Annotated in this window: 23 protein-coding genes; 6 read left to right on the top strand and 17 right to left on the bottom strand. The window is 42.0% G+C overall.

Going from position 1 to position 22,464, the window contains the following annotated elements:
- Window positions 1-6: 6 nt before the first annotated feature.
- Window positions 7-1,350, bottom strand: coding sequence for a nucleotide 5'-monophosphate nucleosidase PpnN (gene ppnN, locus EXT43_RS18115; RefSeq protein ID WP_062565667.1), 1,344 nt, complete (start codon window positions 1,348-1,350; stop codon window positions 7-9).
- 71 nt (window positions 1,351-1,421) lie between these two features.
- On the bottom strand, window positions 1,422-2,957 hold the full coding sequence (locus EXT43_RS18110; protein WP_062565666.1) for a GGDEF domain-containing protein: 1,536 nt from the start codon (window positions 2,955-2,957) through the stop codon (window positions 1,422-1,424).
- Between the two features lie 202 nt (window positions 2,958-3,159).
- Between EXT43_RS18110 and EXT43_RS18105 the strand changes: the two genes are divergently transcribed.
- Window positions 3,160-4,941, top strand: coding sequence for a PDZ domain-containing protein (locus EXT43_RS18105; protein WP_062565665.1), 1,782 nt, complete (start codon window positions 3,160-3,162; stop codon window positions 4,939-4,941).
- A 20-nt stretch (window positions 4,942-4,961) separates the two neighbouring features.
- On the opposite strand, the gene EXT43_RS18100 is transcribed toward EXT43_RS18105, so the two are convergent.
- The 4 genes from EXT43_RS18100 to EXT43_RS18085 all read right to left on the bottom strand — a co-directional run bounded on the left by EXT43_RS18100 (window position 4,962) and on the right by EXT43_RS18085 (window position 7,445).
- Window positions 4,962-5,756, bottom strand: coding sequence for a glycosyltransferase family 25 protein (locus tag EXT43_RS18100; protein WP_062565664.1), 795 nt, complete (start codon window positions 5,754-5,756; stop codon window positions 4,962-4,964).
- A 64-nt stretch (window positions 5,757-5,820) separates the two neighbouring features.
- Entirely contained in the window at window positions 5,821-6,006 is a 186-nt protein-coding gene (locus EXT43_RS18095) for a DUF1289 domain-containing protein (RefSeq protein ID WP_062565663.1), read from the bottom strand.
- 36 nt (window positions 6,007-6,042) lie between these two features.
- Entirely contained in the window at window positions 6,043-6,555 is a 513-nt protein-coding gene (locus EXT43_RS18090; RefSeq protein WP_055021702.1) for a hypothetical protein, read from the bottom strand.
- A gap of 152 nt (window positions 6,556-6,707) precedes the next feature.
- Window positions 6,708-7,445: a DUF4097 family beta strand repeat protein gene (locus tag EXT43_RS18085; RefSeq protein WP_062565662.1), complete on the bottom strand. Its 738-nt coding sequence runs from the start codon at window positions 7,443-7,445 to the stop codon at window positions 6,708-6,710.
- A gap of 188 nt (window positions 7,446-7,633) precedes the next feature.
- Here EXT43_RS18085 and EXT43_RS18080 point away from each other — a divergent pair, with 188 nt between their 5' ends.
- The 3 genes from EXT43_RS18080 (at window position 7,634) to EXT43_RS18070 (ending at window position 10,794) form a co-directional block, all read left to right on the top strand.
- Window positions 7,634-8,056 (top strand): cupin domain-containing protein, encoded by a 423-nt coding sequence (locus EXT43_RS18080; protein WP_054563895.1) that lies wholly within the window; start codon window positions 7,634-7,636, stop codon window positions 8,054-8,056.
- A gap of 11 nt (window positions 8,057-8,067) precedes the next feature.
- Window positions 8,068-9,249 (top strand): NAD(P)-dependent alcohol dehydrogenase, encoded by a 1,182-nt coding sequence (locus tag EXT43_RS18075; protein WP_054563894.1) that lies wholly within the window; start codon window positions 8,068-8,070, stop codon window positions 9,247-9,249.
- 165 nt (window positions 9,250-9,414) lie between these two features.
- Window positions 9,415-10,794: a serine hydrolase gene (locus EXT43_RS18070; RefSeq protein WP_130167614.1), complete on the top strand. Its 1,380-nt coding sequence runs from the start codon at window positions 9,415-9,417 to the stop codon at window positions 10,792-10,794.
- A gap of 69 nt (window positions 10,795-10,863) precedes the next feature.
- Here the strand turns inward: EXT43_RS18070 and EXT43_RS18065 are convergent, their stop codons facing one another.
- On the bottom strand, window positions 10,864-11,211 hold the full coding sequence (locus EXT43_RS18065) for a cyclophilin-like fold protein (RefSeq protein WP_062565934.1): 348 nt from the start codon (window positions 11,209-11,211) through the stop codon (window positions 10,864-10,866).
- Between the two features lie 14 nt (window positions 11,212-11,225).
- Window positions 11,226-11,717, bottom strand: a complete 492-nt coding sequence (locus tag EXT43_RS18060) for a cupin domain-containing protein (RefSeq protein WP_105181850.1) — start codon at window positions 11,715-11,717, stop codon at window positions 11,226-11,228.
- A gap of 176 nt (window positions 11,718-11,893) precedes the next feature.
- Between EXT43_RS18060 and EXT43_RS18055 the strand changes: the two genes are divergently transcribed.
- Window positions 11,894-12,808 (top strand): AraC family transcriptional regulator, encoded by a 915-nt coding sequence (locus tag EXT43_RS18055; protein ID WP_062565660.1) that lies wholly within the window; start codon window positions 11,894-11,896, stop codon window positions 12,806-12,808.
- Between the two features lie 107 nt (window positions 12,809-12,915).
- Here the strand turns inward: EXT43_RS18055 and EXT43_RS18050 are convergent, their stop codons facing one another.
- Both EXT43_RS18050 and EXT43_RS18045 read right to left on the bottom strand, forming a co-directional pair.
- Window positions 12,916-13,878: an alpha/beta hydrolase gene (locus tag EXT43_RS18050; protein ID WP_058584162.1), complete on the bottom strand. Its 963-nt coding sequence runs from the start codon at window positions 13,876-13,878 to the stop codon at window positions 12,916-12,918.
- A gap of 195 nt (window positions 13,879-14,073) precedes the next feature.
- Window positions 14,074-15,261, bottom strand: coding sequence for an MFS transporter (locus EXT43_RS18045; RefSeq protein ID WP_062565659.1), 1,188 nt, complete (start codon window positions 15,259-15,261; stop codon window positions 14,074-14,076).
- A 111-nt stretch (window positions 15,262-15,372) separates the two neighbouring features.
- Here EXT43_RS18045 and EXT43_RS18040 point away from each other — a divergent pair, with 111 nt between their 5' ends.
- The gene (locus EXT43_RS18040) at window positions 15,373-16,263 is read left to right on the top strand and encodes a LysR family transcriptional regulator (protein ID WP_062565658.1); all 891 of its coding nucleotides are present in this window, start codon (window positions 15,373-15,375) and stop codon (window positions 16,261-16,263) included.
- Window positions 16,264-16,296: 33 nt separating this feature from the next.
- Here the strand turns inward: EXT43_RS18040 and hisIE are convergent, their stop codons facing one another.
- From hisIE to hisD, 7 genes are read right to left on the bottom strand one after another with little or no spacing between them, the layout of a single operon-like run.
- Window positions 16,297-16,911 (bottom strand): bifunctional phosphoribosyl-AMP cyclohydrolase/phosphoribosyl-ATP diphosphatase HisIE, encoded by a 615-nt coding sequence (gene hisIE, locus EXT43_RS18035; protein WP_062565657.1) that lies wholly within the window; start codon window positions 16,909-16,911, stop codon window positions 16,297-16,299.
- A complete protein-coding gene (gene hisF / locus EXT43_RS18030) occupies window positions 16,902-17,681 on the bottom strand; it encodes an imidazole glycerol phosphate synthase subunit HisF (RefSeq protein WP_062565656.1) in 780 nt (259 codons plus the stop codon). The genes hisIE and hisF overlap by 10 nt, the downstream gene beginning before the upstream one ends.
- Window positions 17,663-18,397, bottom strand: a complete 735-nt coding sequence (locus EXT43_RS18025; RefSeq protein ID WP_062565655.1) for a 1-(5-phosphoribosyl)-5-[(5-phosphoribosylamino)methylideneamino] imidazole-4-carboxamide isomerase — start codon at window positions 18,395-18,397, stop codon at window positions 17,663-17,665. Before EXT43_RS18025 ends, hisF begins: the two co-directional genes overlap by 19 nt.
- 27 nt (window positions 18,398-18,424) lie before the next feature.
- Window positions 18,425-19,015, bottom strand: coding sequence for an imidazole glycerol phosphate synthase subunit HisH (gene hisH, locus EXT43_RS18020; protein ID WP_062565654.1), 591 nt, complete (start codon window positions 19,013-19,015; stop codon window positions 18,425-18,427).
- Entirely contained in the window at window positions 19,012-20,073 is a 1,062-nt protein-coding gene (gene hisB, locus EXT43_RS18015; protein WP_054563884.1) for a bifunctional histidinol-phosphatase/imidazoleglycerol-phosphate dehydratase HisB, read from the bottom strand. The genes hisH and hisB overlap by 4 nt, the downstream gene beginning before the upstream one ends.
- A complete protein-coding gene (gene hisC / locus EXT43_RS18010; protein ID WP_130167613.1) occupies window positions 20,070-21,167 on the bottom strand; it encodes a histidinol-phosphate transaminase in 1,098 nt (365 codons plus the stop codon). Before hisC ends, hisB begins: the two co-directional genes overlap by 4 nt.
- Window positions 21,157-22,458, bottom strand: a complete 1,302-nt coding sequence (hisD, locus tag EXT43_RS18005) for a histidinol dehydrogenase (protein WP_062565652.1) — start codon at window positions 22,456-22,458, stop codon at window positions 21,157-21,159. Before hisD ends, hisC begins: the two co-directional genes overlap by 11 nt.
- Between the last annotated feature and the right edge of the window lie 6 nt (window positions 22,459-22,464).

Below are 22,464 nucleotides of genomic sequence, written 5' to 3'. Positions count from 1 at the left end.
CTCCTGTTAGGCTTTTATCTCATAGCAAGGAATATACTTACTGCCAGGCAATTTCATTCGGCCTTGCTCAACAAATGCTGCCAGTAGTTTGTCCATATCAGCCATAAGCGCAGGTTCACCACTTAGCACAAATCGGCCATGTTGTTTGATGGCTTGTAAGCCTTCGTCTTTAACATTACCAGCTACAATGCCTGAAAACGCACGGCGTAAATTAGCTGCGAGTTGCTGAGTTGGTTGATCTAAATGTAAATCTAAGCCCGACATATTAGCATGTGTTGGTGCAAACGGCTGTTGGAAATCATGATCGATTTTTAGCGTCCAGTTAAAGTAGTAAGCATCACCTTGGCTTTTACGGTATTCGCGTACTTCAGCCATCTTCGCTTTAAGCGTTTTACCAACTCGCTCTGGATCATCGATGATCACTTCAAACTTATCTAGCGCCGCTTTACCGAGTGTTTTCTCAACGAATTTACACAGCTCAATAAAGTAGTTTTCACTTTCTTTAGGGCCAGTAAGGATCACTGGTAAACATTGTTTTTCGTTATCTGGGTGTAGCAAAATACCTAAAAGGTATAACAGCTCTTCTGCGGTACCCGCCCCACCTGGGAAGATAATAATGCCATGGGCTGTACGAATAAAAGCCTCTAAACGCTTTTCGATATCAGGCAAAATCACCAGCTCATTTACAATCGGGTTAGGTGGCTCAGCGGCAATAATACTTGGCTCGGTTAAACCTAAGTAACGATTATTAGTAATACGTTGCTTGGCATGGCCAATGGTTGCGCCTTTCATCGGGCCTTTCATTGCACCAGGGCCACAGCCAGTACAAATATTTAAGCCACGAAGGCCTAGCTCATAACCAACTTGCTTGGTGTATTTGTATTCCACTTCATTAATAGAGTGGCCGCCCCAACAAACTATCATGCTCGGGTCACTATTTACTCTCAATGCGCCTGCGTTTCGCAGCATATCGAATACCATATGAGTAATGGCTTTTTGCTCTGTTAAATCTTTTTCGTATTTTTGACAAATAAACAGAATATCGCGAATAACCGAGAAGATATGTTCATGAATACCGGTAATGATTTCGCCATCAACAAAGGCGGATTCGGGTGGGTTTTCAAGTTCGATCTTAATCCCGCGTTCGCGGCTTAATAAGCGAATATCAAAGTCTTCGTATTTATTGTAAATTTCTAAGCTTGAATCGGTGTGGCTGCCCACATTGAGAACAGCGAGCACACAGTTCCTAAATAATTTATAGCGCTCGCTGGTGGATGATTGTTCGAGTAGATCAACTTCTAGTTGCGATAGTAAATCCAGTACACCTGTAGGATTCAGTTGTTTTAACATAAGCACTCTCCCGGCTCGTCTATGAGCCTTTATCATTGTGTGTCAAAGACCTCACATACTAGATGAGGCCTTTATTTGCTAATGCAAACTTTATTTCGTCCCTCGTTCTTGGCTTTGTATAGTGCTTCATCTGCACGGTCAAAGGCAATCAGCGGGGTATCACCTTTTTTCAACTGGGTTGCACCAAGAGAAATGGTGATTTCTACTTGCTTATTTTTAAATTTAAACGGAATGCCTTGAATTGTTTTGCGCATTTTTTCAAGCGGCACAGTGGCATTTTCAATCGACATTCCACTCATTAGTAACACAAACTCTTCGCCGCCGTAACGGGCAATAAAGTCTGATTTACGAATTGATTTTTGTAATGCTTTAGCAATTACTTGCAGTGTTTTATCACCAGCACTGTGGCCATATTGGTCATTGATTGATTTAAAGTGGTCTACATCAATCACTACAAAGGTAATGTCTGATTCTTGCACATTAAATAAGTTAAATTCATGATTAAAGCGTTCATCAAACGCCGCACGGTTTGGCAACTTAGTTAGGCCATCGAGTAAGCTTTTAAAGCGCTGTTCATTTAGGCGCTGCTTATAGGTCGAAAGCTTGGTTTCTAAATGACTAATGCGGCTATTAATATCGTTAAAGCTGGCTAGTAAGTTTTCGCGTTCGGTTTGTTCTAGCTTTTCTTTCGCAATTAAATCATCACTTAATGATTTTAATTCTTCTTCTACAAGCTCTTTAAGCGAAGAAATAGACGTCGCTTGCTGTGTTTGCGTATGCAGGTTTTTAATTTTGCTTTCGATTTGCTTGTTAAGCGTGTCGTATTCAGCGCTCAGAGATTCTGAATGCTTGCTGGTAGAAACAATGGAATGATGTAAATCTTCGATTGTTTGATTTAATGAGATCAAAAAGCTTTGCGCTGATTGGCGCTCTTTGCTCATATTGCGCGTAACGATGCTGATAATATTCAGTGCAGAATCAAGCAGATCGTCAACACTATCATTATGGGTTATTTTACTTTTGATAGTCTTAATTTGCTCGGCACTTTCATCTTCGAGCACTAAGTCATTGGCAAGAGAAAGCAGCTGTGTGGCAAGCTCTGGTCTTATTTGCGCCTCAGCTGTATTTGTTGTTGCAAGCTTGGCTTGTAAGGCTTGATGATAAATTAAAATCAGCTTTGAAAGTAGTGGCACAAAGTCATGATTAGACTGAATATTATTTAATTCGTGATCGAGTAAGTAACGTAGCGAGCGACGAGCATCTTCAGGCAAGCCTCGTACTTTTTGCAGTTGCTTGCCAGCGTCAGTGACGCTTTCATTTAGCTCACGTTGCAGTGCCATTTGCTTAGTTTCTTGTTGTTTTAACAGGCCAAGCACATCATCGATAAAGGGGGTGAGTAATTCGAATTTAACCCCTTTTTTAAGGGCATTTCTAAATTTCGCTAAACGATTGTCTAGTTCAATGTCTAGTCCTTTACAGCTTAGCGATAGTTTCGCTGCAAACTGAGAAAGAACTTCAACTTGATGTTTGCGCGCATCTTCGACCACTGTTCGAGCGTCGATCGCTTGCTTTAGCTTTTTATTAAGAACATCATGCTGTTGCTGCACCTAGTAATACCGCCATCAAAAATTCAAATTGCTATACGCTAAGTTTACAACAAATTAATACGAAATGTAGGTTCCAAGTCAAAAACTTAGCTATTTTGTCTATCAAACTTGTTGCAATGGCTGTTTATCGGTTTTTAATTCACATTTTTTCTCGCAATTGTTAGGCTGTTTCGCAATTTTGATAGTAATAAAAAGAGTTGTTATGAAAAAGTTTTTGGCAATGTCTATTTTGGCGGCCTGTTCTAGCAGTGCGTTTGCAGATGTGAACTACTCACTGTCTATCACTCAGCCTGAGCACCATTTAGGTAATGTAAGTGTTGAGTTTCCGCAAACAGCGCAAGCGCATTTAGATATTAAACTTCCAGCTTGGCGTACTGGCCGTTACGAAATTTTAAATCTTGCCAATGGTGTGCGCTTTTTCGAAGCAAAAGATGATGATGGTAAGGCATTAAAGTGGGAAAAAATTGACCACAGCACTTGGCGTGTTCACCTAAACGAACCTACTCAAGTCAATGTAGATTACCAAGTGTACGCTAACGAGCTAGGTAAACGTGCTCGTCATATTGATGACAGTCATGCCTTCATTGATGCATCTGGCTTTTTCATGTTCAGCGAATCATTCCGCCAAGACCCAGTTAAAGTTGAGCTAAATGTACCAAAAGAATGGCGCTCAGTATCGGGAATGGAAAATGCGGGTTCTAAACACAGCTTTAAAGCCGCTGATTACGACATTTTAGTTGATTCACCAATCGAAACGGGTATCAATGAGCTACACAAGTTCACTGTTGATGGTCGTGAATACGAACTCGTTATTTGGGGTGAAGGCAACTACGATGTAGATCAAATGCTAATTGACCTTAAAAAGCTAGTGACAACGGGCAACGTAATTTGGGATAACTACCCGTATGAGCGTTATGTATTTATGGTACATGCTACGTCAGGTGCAGGCGGTGCAACAGAGCATTTAAACTCAACAATTATCCAGCGCCCACGTGACCGTTTTGGTTCTCGTAAAGATTACCTTGCGTTTATCAGCACCGCAGCTCACGAATTTATTCATACTTGGAACGTAAAAGCATACCGTCCTAAAGGTATTGCGCCGTATGACTACACCAATATTAACTACGCAAAAACATTATGGATTGCAGAGGGCTCAACCAGCTACTTTGAAGATCACTTAATGGTGCGCGCGGGCATTGAAACAACTGATGAGTTCTTCGGTACGTTAACGAAAACCGTTAATCGTCACTTACAAACACCGGGTCGCGAAGTACAAAGCGCAACTGAAACAAGCTTTGATAAGTGGATCAACCAAGGCGGCGACCACGCTCGCAACTACAGCACCAATATCTATTTAGAAGGTTCATTGATTTCAATGGCACTTGATATTGATTTGCTAGAAAACAGCGATGGCAAAATCAGTTACCGCGACGTTCACCGCGCGCTTTACAACAAGCATCGTTTACCAGATGGTTTTACGCCAGATGATGTTAAAGCAATTTTAAAAGAGCTAACAGGTCGTGATTACAGCGCTTGGTGGCAAACGAATGTGGATGAGCCAGCTGCTATCGACTTTGATGAGCTACTTGCAAAAGTAGGCTTAGGTTTAATTCGCCCTGAAGGCGCAAAATCAGTACCTAGTATTGATTCGTTTGCAAAAAACAGCGGTGAGTTATTAACCCTAACTCATGTTCGCCGTGGTGGCGCTGCATGGCAAGCGGGCTTAACGACTGATGACAAAATCGTGGCGTTTAACAAAAAGCATGTTGGTAAAGATTTAACAGCCAGCCTCGAAACGTTTAAAGCAGGCGACACAGTGACTGTTGATTTCATTAGACGCGATGCATTACAAAGCACAACGCTAACACTTAGCGAAGACTTTGATAAAGAGAAAAAGGTCAAAGCATTAAAAGATGCAACACCAGCTCAAATGGCATTGTTTAAAGCATGGATGGGTGTTGACCACCCAAATCAAGCTAAATAACAGCTAAGCAAAATAAATCGTTAATGATTTTTTATTGGTAAGAGAGGAGCTGCGGCTCCTTTTTTTTTGTTTGGTACTTGCTGCGCTTTTACAAACTGCTTTGTGTACTTTGTGTTTAGTAGTGCACTGTGAAGTTGCTGTTTTTTACGTCGCCAAAATGACTTTTTAACTTTGGTTGATCTATCCCGAATATCACTTTGTGCATTATCGGGTTGTGATACCGGGTAGGGCAGCAAAGAGTATCCATAAACACCGGTTTCCCACACATGCTGTAAATCGCAGTCAACGGGGCGGCCAAATTCGGCAGTGGCTTTTAACAGCGCTTTTGCACCTTCAAAACTAACAGCCGTTGCACAGCAGCCAGACATAAGCTTTTTATGAATGACTAAGTGTTGCTCATCAGCAAGGGGTTTTGTAAAGGCAATTTCCCGACTTCGGTCTTTATAAGCGGCCAATTTTATTAGCTGCCAAGGCTGTTTTAATGTACTAATGTTTTCAATTGCACTGTGAATAGAGCGGTCGAGCAGAAAGTCATCTTCTAAAATAATGGCGTAATCTAATTGCCTATCGACAATGGTTTGCCATGCTTTTCTGTGACTCAGGTAACAGCCAATCTCACCTTTACTCAAGGGCTTATGGAATTTTTTTAGGTTTAAATCAGCACTATAGTGCTTGGTTATCTCTGTATCAGACAGCTCTCTACCATCAATTGCATCAAGGCGTTCAAATGCCAAATTTTGTGCATTTAGCTCATGGCTAACACGGTTTAATCGTTCAGTAGAGCTTGCTAAGTTAATTACAAAAATAGCGGTCATTATCGTTACCTGATGGTCAGTTTGAATCAGGCTAACAAGCTTTAATGACGCTTGGGTGTCAGAACTATTTCGCTTTTATGTCAGGGCGAGGAGTATTTAAAATAGATTGCTTTTCTTGCTCGGATAAAATGATCCAATCAAAAATCTCATCATTACTGCGACCACAGCCAGTGCAATAGCCATTTAGGCGATGACATTGACCGATGCAATCTGTTTTAAATTGGCTGGTTGGTTTTTTTGATTTTGTCATAGTGATGTGAAGGCTAATGTAGCCTTCATTAGTGTATTACTTGCCTTCAATTGGCTTACCAATTTCAAGAGTGGTAGACCAAGGCTGTTTGCGTGATAGGGTTTTACCCGAATGAATTGAGATAACAGGGTTGTTTTCGTCAAGCACAAACGTGGTACGTAACGATTCAGCTGACTCTTTTTGTGTTTGATGCCAATTATTACCCGCTAAACACGCTTGGGTAAAATTAACCGCACGGGTGTGATCGGCGACAGCCTGTTGCTGTTGCTCGTAATTGCCTACACAGCGGTAGGTAACATTGTCTTTATCAAGCGCCGTGATTTGACAGTTATCGGCAATAAGGTTGTATTTCGCTGTCCATGTTTCCATGTATTTAGTATTTACACGGCTACGTTTTAAGCCTTCAAAGCGGTTGTCGTAAGCACCTAATAGGGCGTTAATTTTCTCGCAAGGGGTTAAGTTATCAATGGCCGTTTGTTGTTCAGTTGTTAGTCCTGTACAACCTGTTAAAACAAGGCCAGTTAGTAAGGCGGCGAGTGGCTTTTTCATATCAGGCTATCCTTTTAAATAGCAGTTCCTTAAACGTTTCCTAAAGGATACCTAAGCCCTTGTAAAAATGCTAATAAAGATTAGCTATTACAATTTAAAATGCCTTCGCAAAGGAAGGCATTTTAGTTGCTAAAAACTATAAAAGCGTAAGCTTACATCTTGGTTTTGCCTGCAATGTTGGTTACTTTTACTGAGCCAGAGCCATCACTAAGTAACTCAAAGTTTGCTGCAGTATCAACGCGAATGCTGCCTGAGCCATCTGAAACGACAACATCACCCGAAATATCATTTAAGTCGATACCACCAGAGCCATCGTGTACTTCAATATTGCCCTGTGCGTTGGCAACATCAATATTACCTGAGCCGTCATGAATTTTAATATCACGGCTGATATTACGTGCCTCTATGCTACCCGAACCATCATTGATTTCTAATGTGCCTGTAATGTCATTTGCGGTAATTGAACCAGAACCATCGTTGATCACAGTATTCGCAACTTTGCTAATGATAATTTCACCAGAGCCATCGTGTACATCAACATTAAATGAGCGAGGGATCGCAACGGTTAAATCAATGCGAGTTTGCTTATTGGTGTGGTAATCGCACTGGCCTGCACTAAGTGCTGCGTTATTGCCTTTGGCTTCAAGGTTTAAGCAATATTCATCATGAGGCTTTTCTTGATAAATCTCGGCTTTAACGGTTACTTCATCACTGTCACTACCAGTAATGTGTAAAAAACCAGAGCCCGCTTCTACTTTTAAAGCGCTTAATGAGGCTGCATCTAGCGTTAGGTTTTTTGTTTCTTGTAGTGGCATATCACCCCAAGCAAATGTTTGTGCTGATAATAAGCCTGCGGCAATTAGTGAGAGTGTTTTTACTGTACTTAACATGGTTCTTCCCTTTCATATGTGTGGTGTTATTAGCTTAGTCGCAGGTGCTGATAAAAAAGGTTTAAAGGCTTTAAAAACTTTTTTTACACAAATAGGCAAGAAAGCGCGAGCTTCAGGCATTTATGGTTTTTCGCGATGCTTTAGACTGAAATAGTAGACCAAAAACTAAGCAACCCAAGGAGAAACATATGAGTGATTCAGCGCAAACAAGCGATATGCAAGTAATTAAGTCAGGTTCTCAAGATCCAATCGCAGGGCCAGCAGAATGTTTCACAGGTAAAGTGCAAATCAGTACTTTATTTAATGCACCAGCACCTGCTCGCGTTGGTGTTGCTGTGGTGGAGTTTTCAAAAGGAGCTCGTACAAATTGGCATTCTCATCCACTCGGCCAAGTTTTATTAGTTACAGAAGGTCAAGGTTGGACACAGTGCGAGGGTGGTGAGAAAACAGTCATCAATCCAGGTGATTTAATTTGGTGTAACTGCGGAAAGCGTCACTGGCATGGTGCGACTGCTGATAGTGCAATGAAGCATGTAGCAGTTCAAGAAGCACTCGATGGTAAACCTGTTGACTGGTTCGAAGCTGTTTCAGATGAAGATTATTTAGCATAAGGTACATTGAAATGTGTGACAAACATGAAACGCAAGACTTATCACGTCGTAATTTTATTAAAACGAGTTCAGCTTTAGGTGCAGGCCTGTTATTAGGTGGCTTTGCGGCGCCTTCATTTGCAGCATCATCTGAGCAGCTTGCAAATGGCAATATAAAATCTCGTGGCTATGCGGCTTTTGATAATTCAGGCTTACTAAAACCATGGGAGTTCGAAAGACGCCCAGTAGGCGATAACGATATTTTAATCGAAATTAAATTCGCCAGTATTTGCCACTCAGATATTCATCAGATGAAAGGGCATTGGGGCGCACAGCAATACCCTCAAGTACCAGGTCATGAAATTGCAGGTATCGTAACTGCGGTCGGTAAGAATGTGACTAAGTTTAAAGTGGGCGACCGTGCTGGTGTAGGCTGTATGGTTGATAGCTGTCTTGACTGTAATAGCTGTAAAGATCAAGGCGAGCAATATTGCCCAGAAACAAAATTCACTTATGGCTACCCTGATGAACGCTCACCGACGGGTATCACACAAGGTGGTTACTCGAATAACATTGTTGTTCGCGATCATTTTGCAGTGCATATTCCTGAAAACATTAGTTTAGAGCATGCTGCTCCTTTATTATGTGCCGGCATTACAACGTATTCTCCGTTGCTTAAATTTAACTTGAAAAAAGGCGATAAAGTAGGTGTTGTTGGTATTGGTGGGCTTGGGCACTTAGCTGTTAAATTGGCTGTGTCGCAAGGTGCTGATGTTTATGCATTCACAAGCTCTAAAGATAAAGTAGCTGATATTAAAGCCTTTGGCGCTAAAGTGGTTGTTGTTGACGGTGAAGACGCTTACAACGAACATAAGTCGCAGCTTGATTATTTAATTAATACCTTGCCAGTGAAATATGATATTGCTAAATATGCATCATTAGTAAAACCATTCGGCACGTATACCCAAGTGGGTATGCCAGAAGAGTTTTCATTAAATATGAATGCATTAGCATTGGCTGCAAGCCGGGTAAACTTTAATGCTTCGTTAATTGGTGATATGCAAGAAACGCAAGAAGTTGTTGATTACTGTGCTAAGAATAATATTCTGCCAGCAACCCAGTTAATCAAAGCCTCTGAAATCAATAATGCATGGCAAAGCGTGGTGGAGAAAAAAGCGCGCTATCGTTATGTAATTGATGCCTCGACATTTTAAATAATTTTTAGATTGAGTAAGCCAAACGCCATACCCAGTATGGCGTTTTTTGTTGTTCCTTTTTTATTCGGTGATTTATCGCTTAAAGAGCGAATACTGACGTAAAAACATATCATTATTTTTTTCTTTTGCTAACTTAAACTCTTTGGCCTCCATGGAGTAATAATGAAAAAAATAACCTTCCTGAGTACGTTGTTGTGCACTAGCTTTTTTGTTTGTAGCGAAGAAACAGATACAACCTTGAACGCTTATGCCGCTGGGTACGTCGCCAATTTTACCTGTAGTGCCACGTTTAACGCTGGCAAAAGCAAAGATCAAATCGATATTGATGAACTTACCGGTATTTACCCTTTAATCGCAGACACTGTAAAAACACTAAAAGCGAACATTGATACTGAGCATAAACGAGTCATTGTTGATTACGATAAAGATAAGCAACGTATATCGGTGTGGCGGCCTCGTTTAGGCTGTGTTGATTTACCCGTAGGGGTAAGCCTTAAAGCTGCAACACTCGTGCAAGCACCGTTTAAAGAAAACTTAGCCTATCAAAAGGATGATGGTAAGCCTTGGCAAACGCTAAATGGTGTTAATAAAGCGACGGGCAATAAGGCGCTTGATGAGGTTATTGCACAGGCTTTTACTCGTCATTATGGTGAAGGCGCACGAACTTCGGCAATTTTAATAGCAAGCCCTGAGGCGATTCTAGCAGAGCAATATAAAGCCGGTTTTACCCCTGAAACCGCCCAGCGTACTTGGTCTGTTGCAAAAAGTATTGGCGCGAGCATTATTGGTGTGGCGGTAGCGCAAAAGCGACTTGATGTTACTAAGCCTGCGGGGCTTGAAAGCTGGTCTCACCCGCTTGACCCACGCGGCGAAATTACCCTTGAAAACTTGCTTCATATGGCATCGGGCTTAGACAGTAATAAAGCGGGCAATCGTACGGATCGTGTCTATATGGGCGGAGGTTTAGTGTCTGACACAGCAACGCATACTGCGTTAGAAGTTAAGCCAGGTAGCCGTTGGAAATACGCTAATAACGACACCATGTTAGCGCTACGTACCTTACGAGAAACGTTTAACGATGAAGCGAGCTATTTACGTTATCCATATGACAATTTACTCGATAAAATCGGCATGCAGCACACGTTTTTAGAGTCAGATTGGCAAAGTGACTATATTTTGTCATCGCAAGTGTGGACTACTTCTCGGGATCTTGCTCGCTTAGGGCTATTACACCTGAATAATGGCCGCTGGCAAGGTGAGCAAATATTACCAAAAGACTGGTTAAGTTATATTAGTAAACCAGCCCCTGCTCAACCCCCAGAAACGGCACCAGGATACGGCGCACAGTGGTGGCTTTATAACGAACGTTTTCCTGAGTTACCAAACGATACCATTGCAGCGCGAGGCAACCGTGGTCAATTTTTAGTGATCATTCCAAGCGAGCAGATAGTGATTGTTAGGCGAGGGTACGACCTTGCAGGGCTTAAAGGCTTTAGTGAGCATGATTTTGCTCGTGATGTTTTAAAAGCACTGGGCAGATAAAGTCAGGCAATAAAAAAGCTGCTTTGTGGCGTACAGAAGCAGCTTTGCTAACTGGAGAGTTAGTATCTACTACAAGGGCTCTATAGTGACATCCGCTTGGCCTAAACTTTTAAAAAACTGACTATCGCCCGTTATTTTACCAAGTTTTATCAGACCATTTGCATAACTTTGCTGCTTATAAAAGAGCGCAAGGTTACCCCAAGGTGCGTAATAAGTAATGTCTCCTGCGTTAGCATCAGTGCCAGCAGGTAAGCCTTGTAGATTTAATTTCTCTGGTAAAGTGGCAATTTTCTCAGCATTGGCAAAGTCTTCTACTTTTAGAGTCAGTGGTAGAAGTTGATAAAAATGCTTAGCGGCATTGTTACTTTCTAGAGTCGCTTGCATAGTTTTGCCGTTACTGGTGAACTTTATTTGCATTTCACTTACCATCTTTACTGCTTTTTTAAATATTGCTTATCTGTTACTGGCTCTAACCAATCAACAACCTTACCGTCTTTTGACTCTTGAATAGCTAAGTGCATCATGGCTGTTTTATCTGTAGCACCGTGCCAATGTTTAACATTAGCAGGAATATGTACAACGTCACCTGGTTTTATAACCTGAGGTTGTCCGTGCCACTGATTAACCCAACCCATACCTGATGTAACAATTAAGGTTTGGCCAACAGGGTGAGTGTGCCAGTTTGTGCGAGCACCTGGCTCAAAGGTTACCATGGCACCAGCGGCTTTCGCTTCGCCATGAGCTTGGAAACTAGGCTCGACGCGTACTTTGCCCGTGAAATACTTGTCGAGCCCAGTCATTGGGTACTGAGTGCCATTTTTTTGCACTGTGATTTGCGGTAATTCTAAACGTTGTGAAGAGGCGTTTTCTGCATGACTAAATGCACTCATCGTTAAGATAAGGGTACCGATAATATACTTCATACTTTTCTCCATGTGTTTGTAACCGAACGAATCTTCATTTTGGCTAAAAACTGTGCCTTTAAAAAGTACAATGCACGCAAGTTATTGCCTATTAGTCCGAGGCGGCAAATTTACCACTGGTCAATATTGTATAACCGAGCGTATAGTTAAGTATCTTGAATTTAATTGGGTTGGTTATGCATTCAGATTATGATGCTATTGCTAAAATGAGCGCTGCTTTAGCAGATAAGATTGCGCCGCTTATTGGCCAGCAAGAAACCGCTGATAGCGTGATTGAGGATTTGTTTTTTTATCGACAAACACAGGCCGCCACCTCTTGTTCAATGTGTGTGGTTGAACCAAGTATTGCACTGGTGCTACAAGGGGCAAAAAGCATGACCTTGGGCGAAGATGTTTTCAAGTATGACCCACACAAGTACTTGATTACCTCAATTGATTTGCCTGCAAAAATGCAAGTTCTTGAAGCAAAAGACGACGCACCTTATTTAGGCTTAGTGTTAAAGCTTGATTTGGCTATGTTAGGTGAACTGATTTCGCAAATACCGCTCGACAAATTAAACAAGCAATCACTCAATAAGGGAATGACCTTAGGTGAGATGACTGAGCCACTACTTAACGCTTTTACACGATTAATTGATCTGGTTGATGATCCTGAGTCTATGTCAGTACTTGCGCCATTAATTAAACGCGAAATTTTTTGGCGTGTACTTAACAGTGAGCATGGGGCAGAGCTTCGCCATATAGTGTCAACAGGTAGCCAAGGGCTTAGAATTGCACGTAGTGTTAAGTGGTTAAAAGAAAACTATGATCAACCCTTGAGTGTAGAGGACTTAGCGGGTCTTGCGAAAATGAGTAAATCGACTTTCCACCATCATTTTCGAGATCTAACTTCAATGAGTCCGTTGCAATATCAAAAGCGTTTAAGGTTAATGGAAGCAAGAAGGTTGATGGTTGGCGAGAGTATGGATGCCTCAGGTGCTGCTTTTAAGGTTGGCTACGAAAGCCCTTCACAATTTTCTCGTGAGTATTCTCGGTTTTTTGGTTTATCACCAAAACGAGATGTAGAGGCGTTTTTAGCAACGGCTAAATAGCCGGCTACATATAATACCAATGGGCAATAATAGTTAATTAAGCGAATTGGTATAAAAAACGAATGGGCATATCCCTATGTCCCATTCGTTACCATGACACGTTTTAGTTAAAGACTTGCTGTGAAAAATTCAGCAATTTTAGTGAATGGAATTAAACCCACATCATCATATAAATCAACATGACCTGCATTTGGTACAACCAATAATTGTTTAGGTTCAGCAGCTAAATCATAGGCTTGTTGGCTAAACTCAAATGAGTGAGCGTGTTCACCGGCAACAAACAGTAATGGACGTGGTGAAATAGTCTCAATATCGTTAAATGGATAAAAGTTCATAAAACGCACATTGCTGCTTAATGTTGGGTGAGTTGTTAAATCTGCTGATGAACGCTCTGGTGTATATTCACCACGCTCAGTGCGGTAAAAGTCATAAAACTCTTTTGCAATTGGGTGTGAGCTTTCATCAATGTGATGGGGGCAGCCGCCAGTGTATTGTACTTCGCCACCAAGGTACTCAACATTACGTTGCTCTGCAGCCTCATCGAGCATATCTTTACGCATATCAAGATCAATAGAGTTGCCTAAACCATTGCGCGTTGCGCCACCCATGTCATACATACTAACTGTTGCCACAGCTTTGATACGTGGGTCAATTTTTGCGGCACTAATGATGAAACCACCACTACCACATACACCTAAACCACCAATGCTTTCTTTGTTGACGTATGAACGGCTAGCAAGGTAATCGACACCGGCACTGAATGACTCTGCGTATAAATCAGGTAGTACAGTATTACGTGGTTCGCCGTCACTTTCGCCCCAGAAGCTAAGATCAACTGCCAAAGTTACAAAGCCTAGCTCTGCCAGTTTAGTTGCATATAAAGTAGCACTTTGCTCTTTTACCGCACCCATAGGATGACCAATTACAAGTGCTGGAAGATTCGCACCTTTTTCTGCATTTTTAGGTGTAAAAAGATTACCGACTACATTCATTTGTAATTGGTTTTTGAAAATTACTTTTTCAAAGTTAACAGCATCGCTTTGGTAAAAATTATCAGTTGAGGTTGTCATAACACTCTCCTATTTTTTGATTAACAGGGACTGCAATTGGTTTTCACAATGCAGCTTTGATGAGGTTATTGTCGGTTATTTGTGCAGTTTGGCGTTATATTAGAACAGTCGATTTATTGCCTAAAAGTGTCGATTGTATCTTTATGTGCTTAAAATGAACATTAGGTAGCCCAAGTATGAGCACCTAATGATTTTTTAGGGTGTTTTTATAGTGAAATAGCTGGCAATGGCTGCAAAAAATAAGATAGCTGCGCTAACAAAGAAGGTAATAGGGTAGTCATAAACATCGAATAATATGCCGCCGAATGTTGAGCCTAGCGCTATCGAAAATTGAATAATTGCTACCATCAATCCTCCTGCAACTTCAGCATCTTTTGGTAAAGCACGAGCTACCCAGCTCCACCAAGCAACAGGCGCTGCAGTTGCAATTAACCCCCATAATCCAAGTAATACGATGTTGATGTTAAAAAGAGATATTTGATTAGCTAAACAAAATGCTATTAAAGCCATAACCGTAGGGGCAGCTATTAAGGCAAACGCTAAACTGAGTTTTATGACCTTACTGATCAATAAGGTGCCAATAAAGCCTGCAAAACCAATAACAAATAACACCATAGAGACTTGTTGGCTGGTGGCTTGAAACGCTGACTCTAAAAAGGGCCTTACATAGGTAAATAAAGTAAATTGCCCCATAAATAGCAGCGCGACAGCTAGCATACCAAAACGGACGAGTGGCTTTTTAAATAACTTAAATGCAGAAAAAGGTCCTTTTGATTGCTGCTGAGCTGGCATGCTAGGCAAAGCCTGCCATTGCCAAAATACAGCAATAGCGATAAATGGCACTAAACACATAAACGCGCCTCGCCAGCCAAGAACACTGCCTAAATAACTGCCAATTGGTGCTGCAATTATCATGGCAAGACCATTACCACCATTAAATACTGCCAGTGCTTTAGGCACTTTTTCCTCGGGAACTAAGCGCATTGCAGAAGCAGTTGAAAGTGACCAATAGCCACCAATGACTAAGCCGATTAACGCACGACCAAGCATATAAACAGCGTAACTATCAGCTACAGAGATTGTTAAAGTTGACAGTAGCATTATCAAGGTCAGAGCGACTAGTAAGGTTTTTCGATCACTTTTAGCAAATAAAGGACTCATGAATAGACTTGTGACCACCGCAAAAAAGCCAGATATTGCTAACCCCTGACCAACCATGCCTTTACTAATTGATAAATCTTCAGCCATAGGTGTTAATAAGCTTACAGGCATAAACTCGCAGGCTATTAAGGCGAAAATACATAATGTCATCGCAAAAACCCCACTCCAATTAGCTTGCTGCTCGATAGGCTGATCATCTTGATAGGTTGAGTAACTTGTCATGCTAGTCCATACAGTTAAATGTGATGGAGTATTTTTTCAGACATAGGTTGAATAGACTAGCTAATGAATACTAATATGCTTTATTAGTAATACTTATTAATAGGCTGGTGGATGATCAAACAAAACCTCAATGAATTGAACTATTTTGTCATTGTGGCAAGAACTGGCAGTTTTACGCGTGCTGCTGCTCAGTTAGGCGTAACTCAGTCTGCCTTGAGTCAAGCTATTCGTTCACTAGAAGCAAACTTAGATATTCGTTTGTTAACCAGAACAACTCGAAGCGTATCACCGACACTCGCCGGGGAGCGTTTACTCAATGCAATCGGGCATCGTTTTGATGATATCGAAAATGAGCTAGAAGCCTTAACTGAACTCAGAGACAAACCTGCGGGTACGGTAAAAATTACTTGTGGTGATTTTATCATTCAGAACACATTACTCCCAAAACTGGCCAATGTATTAAAGCAATACCCAGATATTAATATTGAGTTTAATGTTAACTATGGCTACACAGACATTGTTGCTCAGCGTATCGACGCTGGTGTTCGCCTTGGCGAAACTATAGATAAAGATATGATTGCAGTGCCTATTGGTAAAGAGCTCAATATGGCAGCGGTTGCAAGCCCTGAGTATTTTACTAAGCATCAAAAGCCTAAAACACCAAAGGATCTTACTGCACATAATTGTATCAATATTCGCTTTCCGACTCATGGCGGTTTATATGCGTGGGAGTTTGAAAAAGAGGGTGAAGAACTTAATGTGAATGTACGCGGTCAATTAATCTTTAATACCTCTCATCATATTGTTGATGCGGCTTTACAGGGGTTAGGTATTGCGTTTCTACCTGAAGAAGAGTTTGGTGAGCATATAAAAAATGGTAATTTAATTAAAGTGTTAGCTGATTGGTGCCCCGCATTTCCCGGTTATTATTTGTATTACCCGAGCCGAAGGCAACCTTCGCCTGCATTTAAAATTGTGTTAGAAGCGTTAAAACAGCAATAGAGTGCGGTATTTAGATACCACACTCTATATTTATTACTTATGGCGGCCTTGTAAACAGTTCACCACATCAGCCAATGATAGGCCTTGGCGCTGTAATAACACGGTTAAGTGATACAGTAAGTCTGCCGATTCATTGGTTAATTCATCGTTATCATGTTTCATGGCTGCAAGGGCAACTTCAACACCTTCTTCACCCACTTTTTGGCAACTACGGCTTAAGTCTTTTGCAAACAAAGACGCAGTGTAGCTTTTGCTCGGGTCATCGTCTTTACGCGAAACAATCACTTGTTCAAGCTCAGCTAAAAACGACAAGCTAGGTTTAGCATCATCGCCAAAGCAGCTTTGTGTACCAAGGTGGCATGTTGGCCCAAGTGGGTTTGCCAGGACTAATAGTGAGTCGTAATCGCAGTCGGTGTGAACTGAGACTACTTCAAGGTAGTTTTCTGATGTTTCGCCTTTGGTCCATAAACGCTCTTTAGAGCGCGAGTAAAAGGTTACTTTTTGTTTGTCGAAAGTGGCAGCTAATGCATCTTGATTCATAAAGCCTTGCATTAAAATCACCCCAGAGCGTGCATCTTGCACGATAGCTGGGATCAACTCGCTTTTGGCAAAATCGACTTGAGAAAGAGTGTCTTTGGTTAATTGCATAGTCTAGCCGCTACATTATTATCAGTTAAAAATTGTTTTAGTTCGCCAATATCAATGACGTTCTTGTGAAATACGCTGGCAGCGAGCGCGCCATCAACTTGGCTTTGTTGAAACACATCAACAAAGTCTTGCATCGTACCTGCGCCGCCCGATGCAATTAGTGGAATATCGCACAGTGCACGCATTTTTGATAGCTGAACATTGTCGTAGCCTTTACGCACGCCGTCTTGGTTCATGCAATTGAGCACGATTTCACCAGCGCCTAGGTCTTGCACACGCTTAACCCATTCTTCGGTTTTGTAGCGAGTACGGCTTGATGCATTTGGGTCGCCAGTCAGCTGATACACTAAATACTCGTCAGTGTTTTCATCATAAAAGCTATCAATACCCACAACCACGCATTGTTTACCAAACTCATCGTGTAATTCTTTGATAAGCTCTGGGCGAGCAATTGCAGGGCTGTTAATACTGATTTTATCTGCGCCACGCTCTAAAACACGTGCTGCATCAGCAACAGATTTAATGCCGCCCGCTACACAAAATGGAATATCAATGTGGCGTGCAATATTCTCTACCCAATTAACATCAAGTAGGCGTTTTTCGACGCTGGCACTGATTTCATAAAACACCAGTTCATCTGCACCGGCATCGCTGTAGGCTTTGGCAAGCGTTAGGATATCACCAACCACTTCATGGCCTTTAAATTTAACGCCTTTAACGACTTGGCCGTCTTTTACATCTAAACAAGGGATTATGCGTTTTGATAACATGCTAGCGCCTCCTCAACATTAAAGGCACCATCGAGTAATGATTTACCTAAGATAACACCGCCAACACCCAGTTTTTTCAGCTTTGCAATATCATCCAGTGAGCTTACACCGCCTGATGCTTGAACTTTAATCTCACTGTTGTGGTTAGTTAAATCTTCATAAAGTGCAAACGAAGGGCCGGTCATGGTGCCGTCTTTGCTGATGTCAGTACACAGAAAATCAACCACACCCAGTGCCACGTAAAAATCAACAAGTTCGAACAAGCCAAACTCAGATTCACTTAACCAACCATGTGTTGCTGGTGCCCAGCCGTTGTCAGTTTTATTAACATCTAGTGCGATAACAAAGTGTTCACTGCCAAACTTTTCAATCCAGGCCTGTACTTGCTCACGTTTTTCAACGGCCATTGAGCCGATCACGACTTGATTAGCACCGGCTTCAAGCCAGTCAGCAACATCTTGTTCAGAGCGAATACCGCCGCCAACTTGATAAGGAACATTAAGCGCTTTGGTTGCAGCTTGAATATGCTGCCACTGTTTTTTATTTGGATCGCGTGCGCCTTCTAAATCAACTAAGTGTAGTTTGCCTGCGCCGCTATTTGCGTACTCTTGTAAGCGTGGGCCAAGTTCGTAAGGGTAAAATTGTGCGGTATCATACTTACCTTGGTATAAGCGCACAATTTGGTTTTGTAATACATCGAGTGCTGGAATAATCACGTTTATTTCTCTTATTTTTTGCTGCGCTTACAGCTGCCAATCTAAAAAGTTTTGTAAAAGTCGTGTGCCTACTTTGGCGCTTCGCTCTGGGTGGAACTGCATGCCTGCGTAGTTATCTTTGGCAACAATTGCTGAAAAAGCTTGCCCGTATTCACCGCTAACTAGGGTGGCATCGTTCACTGTGTGAGCAAAGCTATGCACAAAGTACACTTGATCTTGCGCTGATAACCCTTTGGTGAGGGCATGCTCTTTTAATACACTTAGGTCGTTCCAGCCCATGTGCGGTGAAGTTAATGTGCCCACATCTAAGTGCTTAACAATACCTGGAATTTTGCCAAGGCAATCAACATTGCCTTCTTCAGTGCTGTCGCAAAGTAATTGCATGCCTAAACAAATGCCCATCAACGGACGCTGATATTCATCAATTGCTTGTTGCCAACCACCGTCTTTTAAGCGTTTCATGGCAACAGAAGCATGACCTACGCCGGGTAAAATGGCACGTTCAAAGCCTTTTAGTTGCTCAGGTGAGGTGATAACCTCAGGCGTTTTTCCTAAGCGTTCAAAGGCAAAACGAACAGAGTTAATGTTGGCGCAACCGGTATTAATTATGGCAATCATAAACACCCCTTAGAGCTTGCTGTTTGTTGCGAAGCATCTTTTGCAATCGCAGCGCGAAGTGCTCTTGCAAACGCTTTAAAAAGGCCTTCAACTTGGTGGTGACAATTACCATCGCTAACCGACAGAATTAAGCTCATGGCGGCATTATCACTTAAGCTTTTAAAGAAGTGCTCAACCATTTGTACGTCTAAGTCGCCGACTTTTTCACGGCTAAAATCAGCATTTAATACAAACGAGGCACGGCCCGATAAGTCAATTTGCGCTTCTGCTTTACATTCATCCATAGGGAGTGCAAAACCATAGCGACCAATTTGCGTTTTTGTACCTAGCGCTTGTTTAAGGGCAAGGCCAAGTGCAATGCCGATATCTTCAACTAGGTGGTGCTCATCAATGTGTAAGTCGCCAGTGGCTTGAATATTAAGTCCGATATTGGCGTGTGTACGAATTTGGTCAAGCATGTGGTCGAAAAAGCCAAGGCCAGTGCTAATTTCGCCATTTTTTGTTTGGTCTAAATTAACTTGCACATCGATTTGCGTTTCTTTGGTATTGCGAGTGACACGGCCTTCACGGTTCGCGGTTGTCAGCTTAGTGACAATGGCATCCCAACTGCCATCATACAAAATACCTTCGCAGCATAAGTTATTAGCAAGTCCGATATCTGTTTGGCGGTCGCCAATCACAAATGAGCGTGCTAAATCGACTTTACCTGAGCGCATCAGCTCAGTAAGTAAACCAGTTTTTGGTTTACGGCAGTCACAATTTTGCTCATCAAAGTGAGGGCAGATCAGAACTTCATCAAATTTAATCCCTTGGCTGTTTAAGATATCCATCATCTTGTCTTGGGCAATATCAAAATCAGCTGTCGGGAAGCTATCAGTGCCTAAACCATCTTGGTTTGAAACCATCACAAGGCGGTAACCTGCCGCTTGAAGTTGTAATAGAGCAGGGATCACATTCGGCAAGAACACTAATTTTTCTAGGCTATCAACCTGTTTGTCGGTGATAGGCTCTTCGATAATCGTGCCATCGCGGTCAATAAATAAATACGGGTTGCTCATGATAATTCCTGTTCTACTGTTTTGCTGGTCAGTGATAAACCATCTAACCAAATTTTTACTTGTTCTAGTTCTTGCTCGTTACCGATAGAAATTCGTAACCAATCATTTTCACCATATAAGGTGAAGGCACGCATCACGAGTCCTTGCTCAAGTGCGATATTAAATGATTGTTTGTCTTTTAGTTTTAAGGTGACGAAGTTACCTTCACCGCTCAGTACTTTGATAACGGCAGGTGATTGCTCAAGCCAGCTTTTCAGTTTGCCTTTTAAGCTATTTAGAATAGTCACCTGACGGCGCATTGAAGCGATGTTGTCACTACTTAATGCATCTGCTGCAATGCTCGCCACCACCGTTGATACAGGGTAAGGCGCAATCACTTTACGAATAGGTGCAAGCAGCTCGCTGTTGGCTAGCGTGAAGCCTGTTCTTAAACCTGCAAGTGCAAATGCTTTTGATAAGGTTCTTAGTACCACAAGGTTACTAAACTCGTTGATTAGGCTTGCCGCTGTTTGTTCTGGGCAAAATTCTATATAAGCTTCATCAACCACTACAATCGCTTTACCCGCAAGTTGTTGGGTGATTTTTCTGATTTTGTCTAAGCTTGTCATGCTGCCGGTAGGGTTATTTGGGTTACAAATAAACACCAGCTTTGAATCAGCAACTGCAGTGACAATTTCATCAACCGTGCCTTTTAATAACAGCTCTTGAGTTAAACCGTTAATCGCAATGTTGTGGGTATCAGCAGTGACTTTGTACATGCCGTAAGTTGGCAAAAAGAGTGCGATGCTTTCTTTAGCTGGGCTACAAAAAGTACGTACTAATAGCTCAATACCTTCATCAGCGCCACGAGTCATCAGTACTTGCTCTGGCTCTAAATTAGCATAGCAAGCGTAACGATTGATCACTTGCTGAGGCTGCGGATCTGGGTAGCGATTTAAATCAGCTAAATTGATATTTGGCGTACGAGAATAAGGGCTTTCATTGGCATTTAACCAGGTTGTGCCTGTCAGCTTTTCACTTTTCGCCGAACTGTAGGCTGTAAGCGCTGCAATGTTATCTGGCAACAGCGTTGTTATTTTTGAATTATCGCTCATTGTTCATAGCCTCAAGACGAATTGAAACAGCATTAGCGTGAGCATCAAGCCCCTCTGCTGCAGCTAAAGGTAAAATTGCTTTAGATAATTCACGTAAGCCATTTTTACTGATGGTTTGCACTGTGTAAGTTCTAAAGAAGTCCAGTAAGTTTAAGCTCGAATAGGTCGCACTGTAACCATACGTTGGTAGTACGTGGTTCGTACCCGATGCATAGTCTCCGGCAGACTCCGGAGTGTAATCACCTACAAATACTGAGCCGGCATTTTTCACTAAGCTTAAATAAGGCTGCGCATCAGCAAGCTGAAGAATAAGGTGCTCAGGGCCATATTCAGCAGACACTGCAAAGGCTTGCTCAACCGAGTCGACTAATATCAAGCTTGAGTTAGCAAGGGCTTGCTCGGCAGTGTCTTTACGACTCAACTTTGCTAGCTGCTCTGTTAATGCTTGCTGTGTTTTTTCAATAATGCGTTCGCTGTTACACAGTAAAATAACCTGTGAATCCGCACCGTGCTCTGCTTGCGATAATAAATCTGCCGCAATAAACTCTGGGTTTGCACGCTCATCAGCAATCACTAGCACTTCAGAAGGGCCCGCTGGCATATCAATCGCCATGCCCGGAATAGTTTGCGCAACAAGTTGTTTTGCCATGGTGACAAAGCTATTTCCCGGGCCAAAAATCTTGTTCACCTTAGGCACTGATTCTGTACCGTATGCCATTGCTGCAATCGCTCCGGCGCCGCCACTTTCTACAATGGTTTTAATACCACATAGTTTTGCCGCATATAAAATGGCTGGGTTGATAGTTTCATCGGCTTTTACAGGTGTAGTAAGCACAACGGTTTGTGCACCACTTAACTGTGCAAGTACCCCTTGCATAATCACTGACGATGGCAGTGGCGCACTGCCACCTGGCACGTAAATGCCTACCGCTTCAATGGCTTGATATTTAAGTTCACACAATACGCCAGGTTGCGTTGTTAACTTAATGTCTTTTGGTAATTGTGCTTGGTGAAAACGTTTTACATTGGCATAGGCCGTTTCGATGGCGGCTTTTAACTCGTTTGATAATAACTGCTCAGCTTGATTAATTTCTTCAATTGGCACTAATAAGCGAGGTGTTTCGCGCTTATCAAACTCTTTTGCCATTTTTAATAACGCTGCGTCACCCTCAGTTTTAACTGCATTTAAGATGTCGATACAAATTGCTTCAACCTCTTTACTTGCAGTAACAGCAGGGCGGGTAAGAACCGCCTGCTGTGCTTGTTGATTTTCCTCATTCCAGCGAAACATGGATAA

The organism is Pseudoalteromonas sp. CO109Y (assembly GCF_004208935.1).
Lineage (GTDB): Bacteria > Pseudomonadota > Gammaproteobacteria > Enterobacterales > Alteromonadaceae > Pseudoalteromonas > Pseudoalteromonas shioyasakiensis.
The sequence above is the reverse complement of the archived record's forward strand: the minus strand, read 5'-3'. Positions and strand labels throughout refer to the sequence as shown.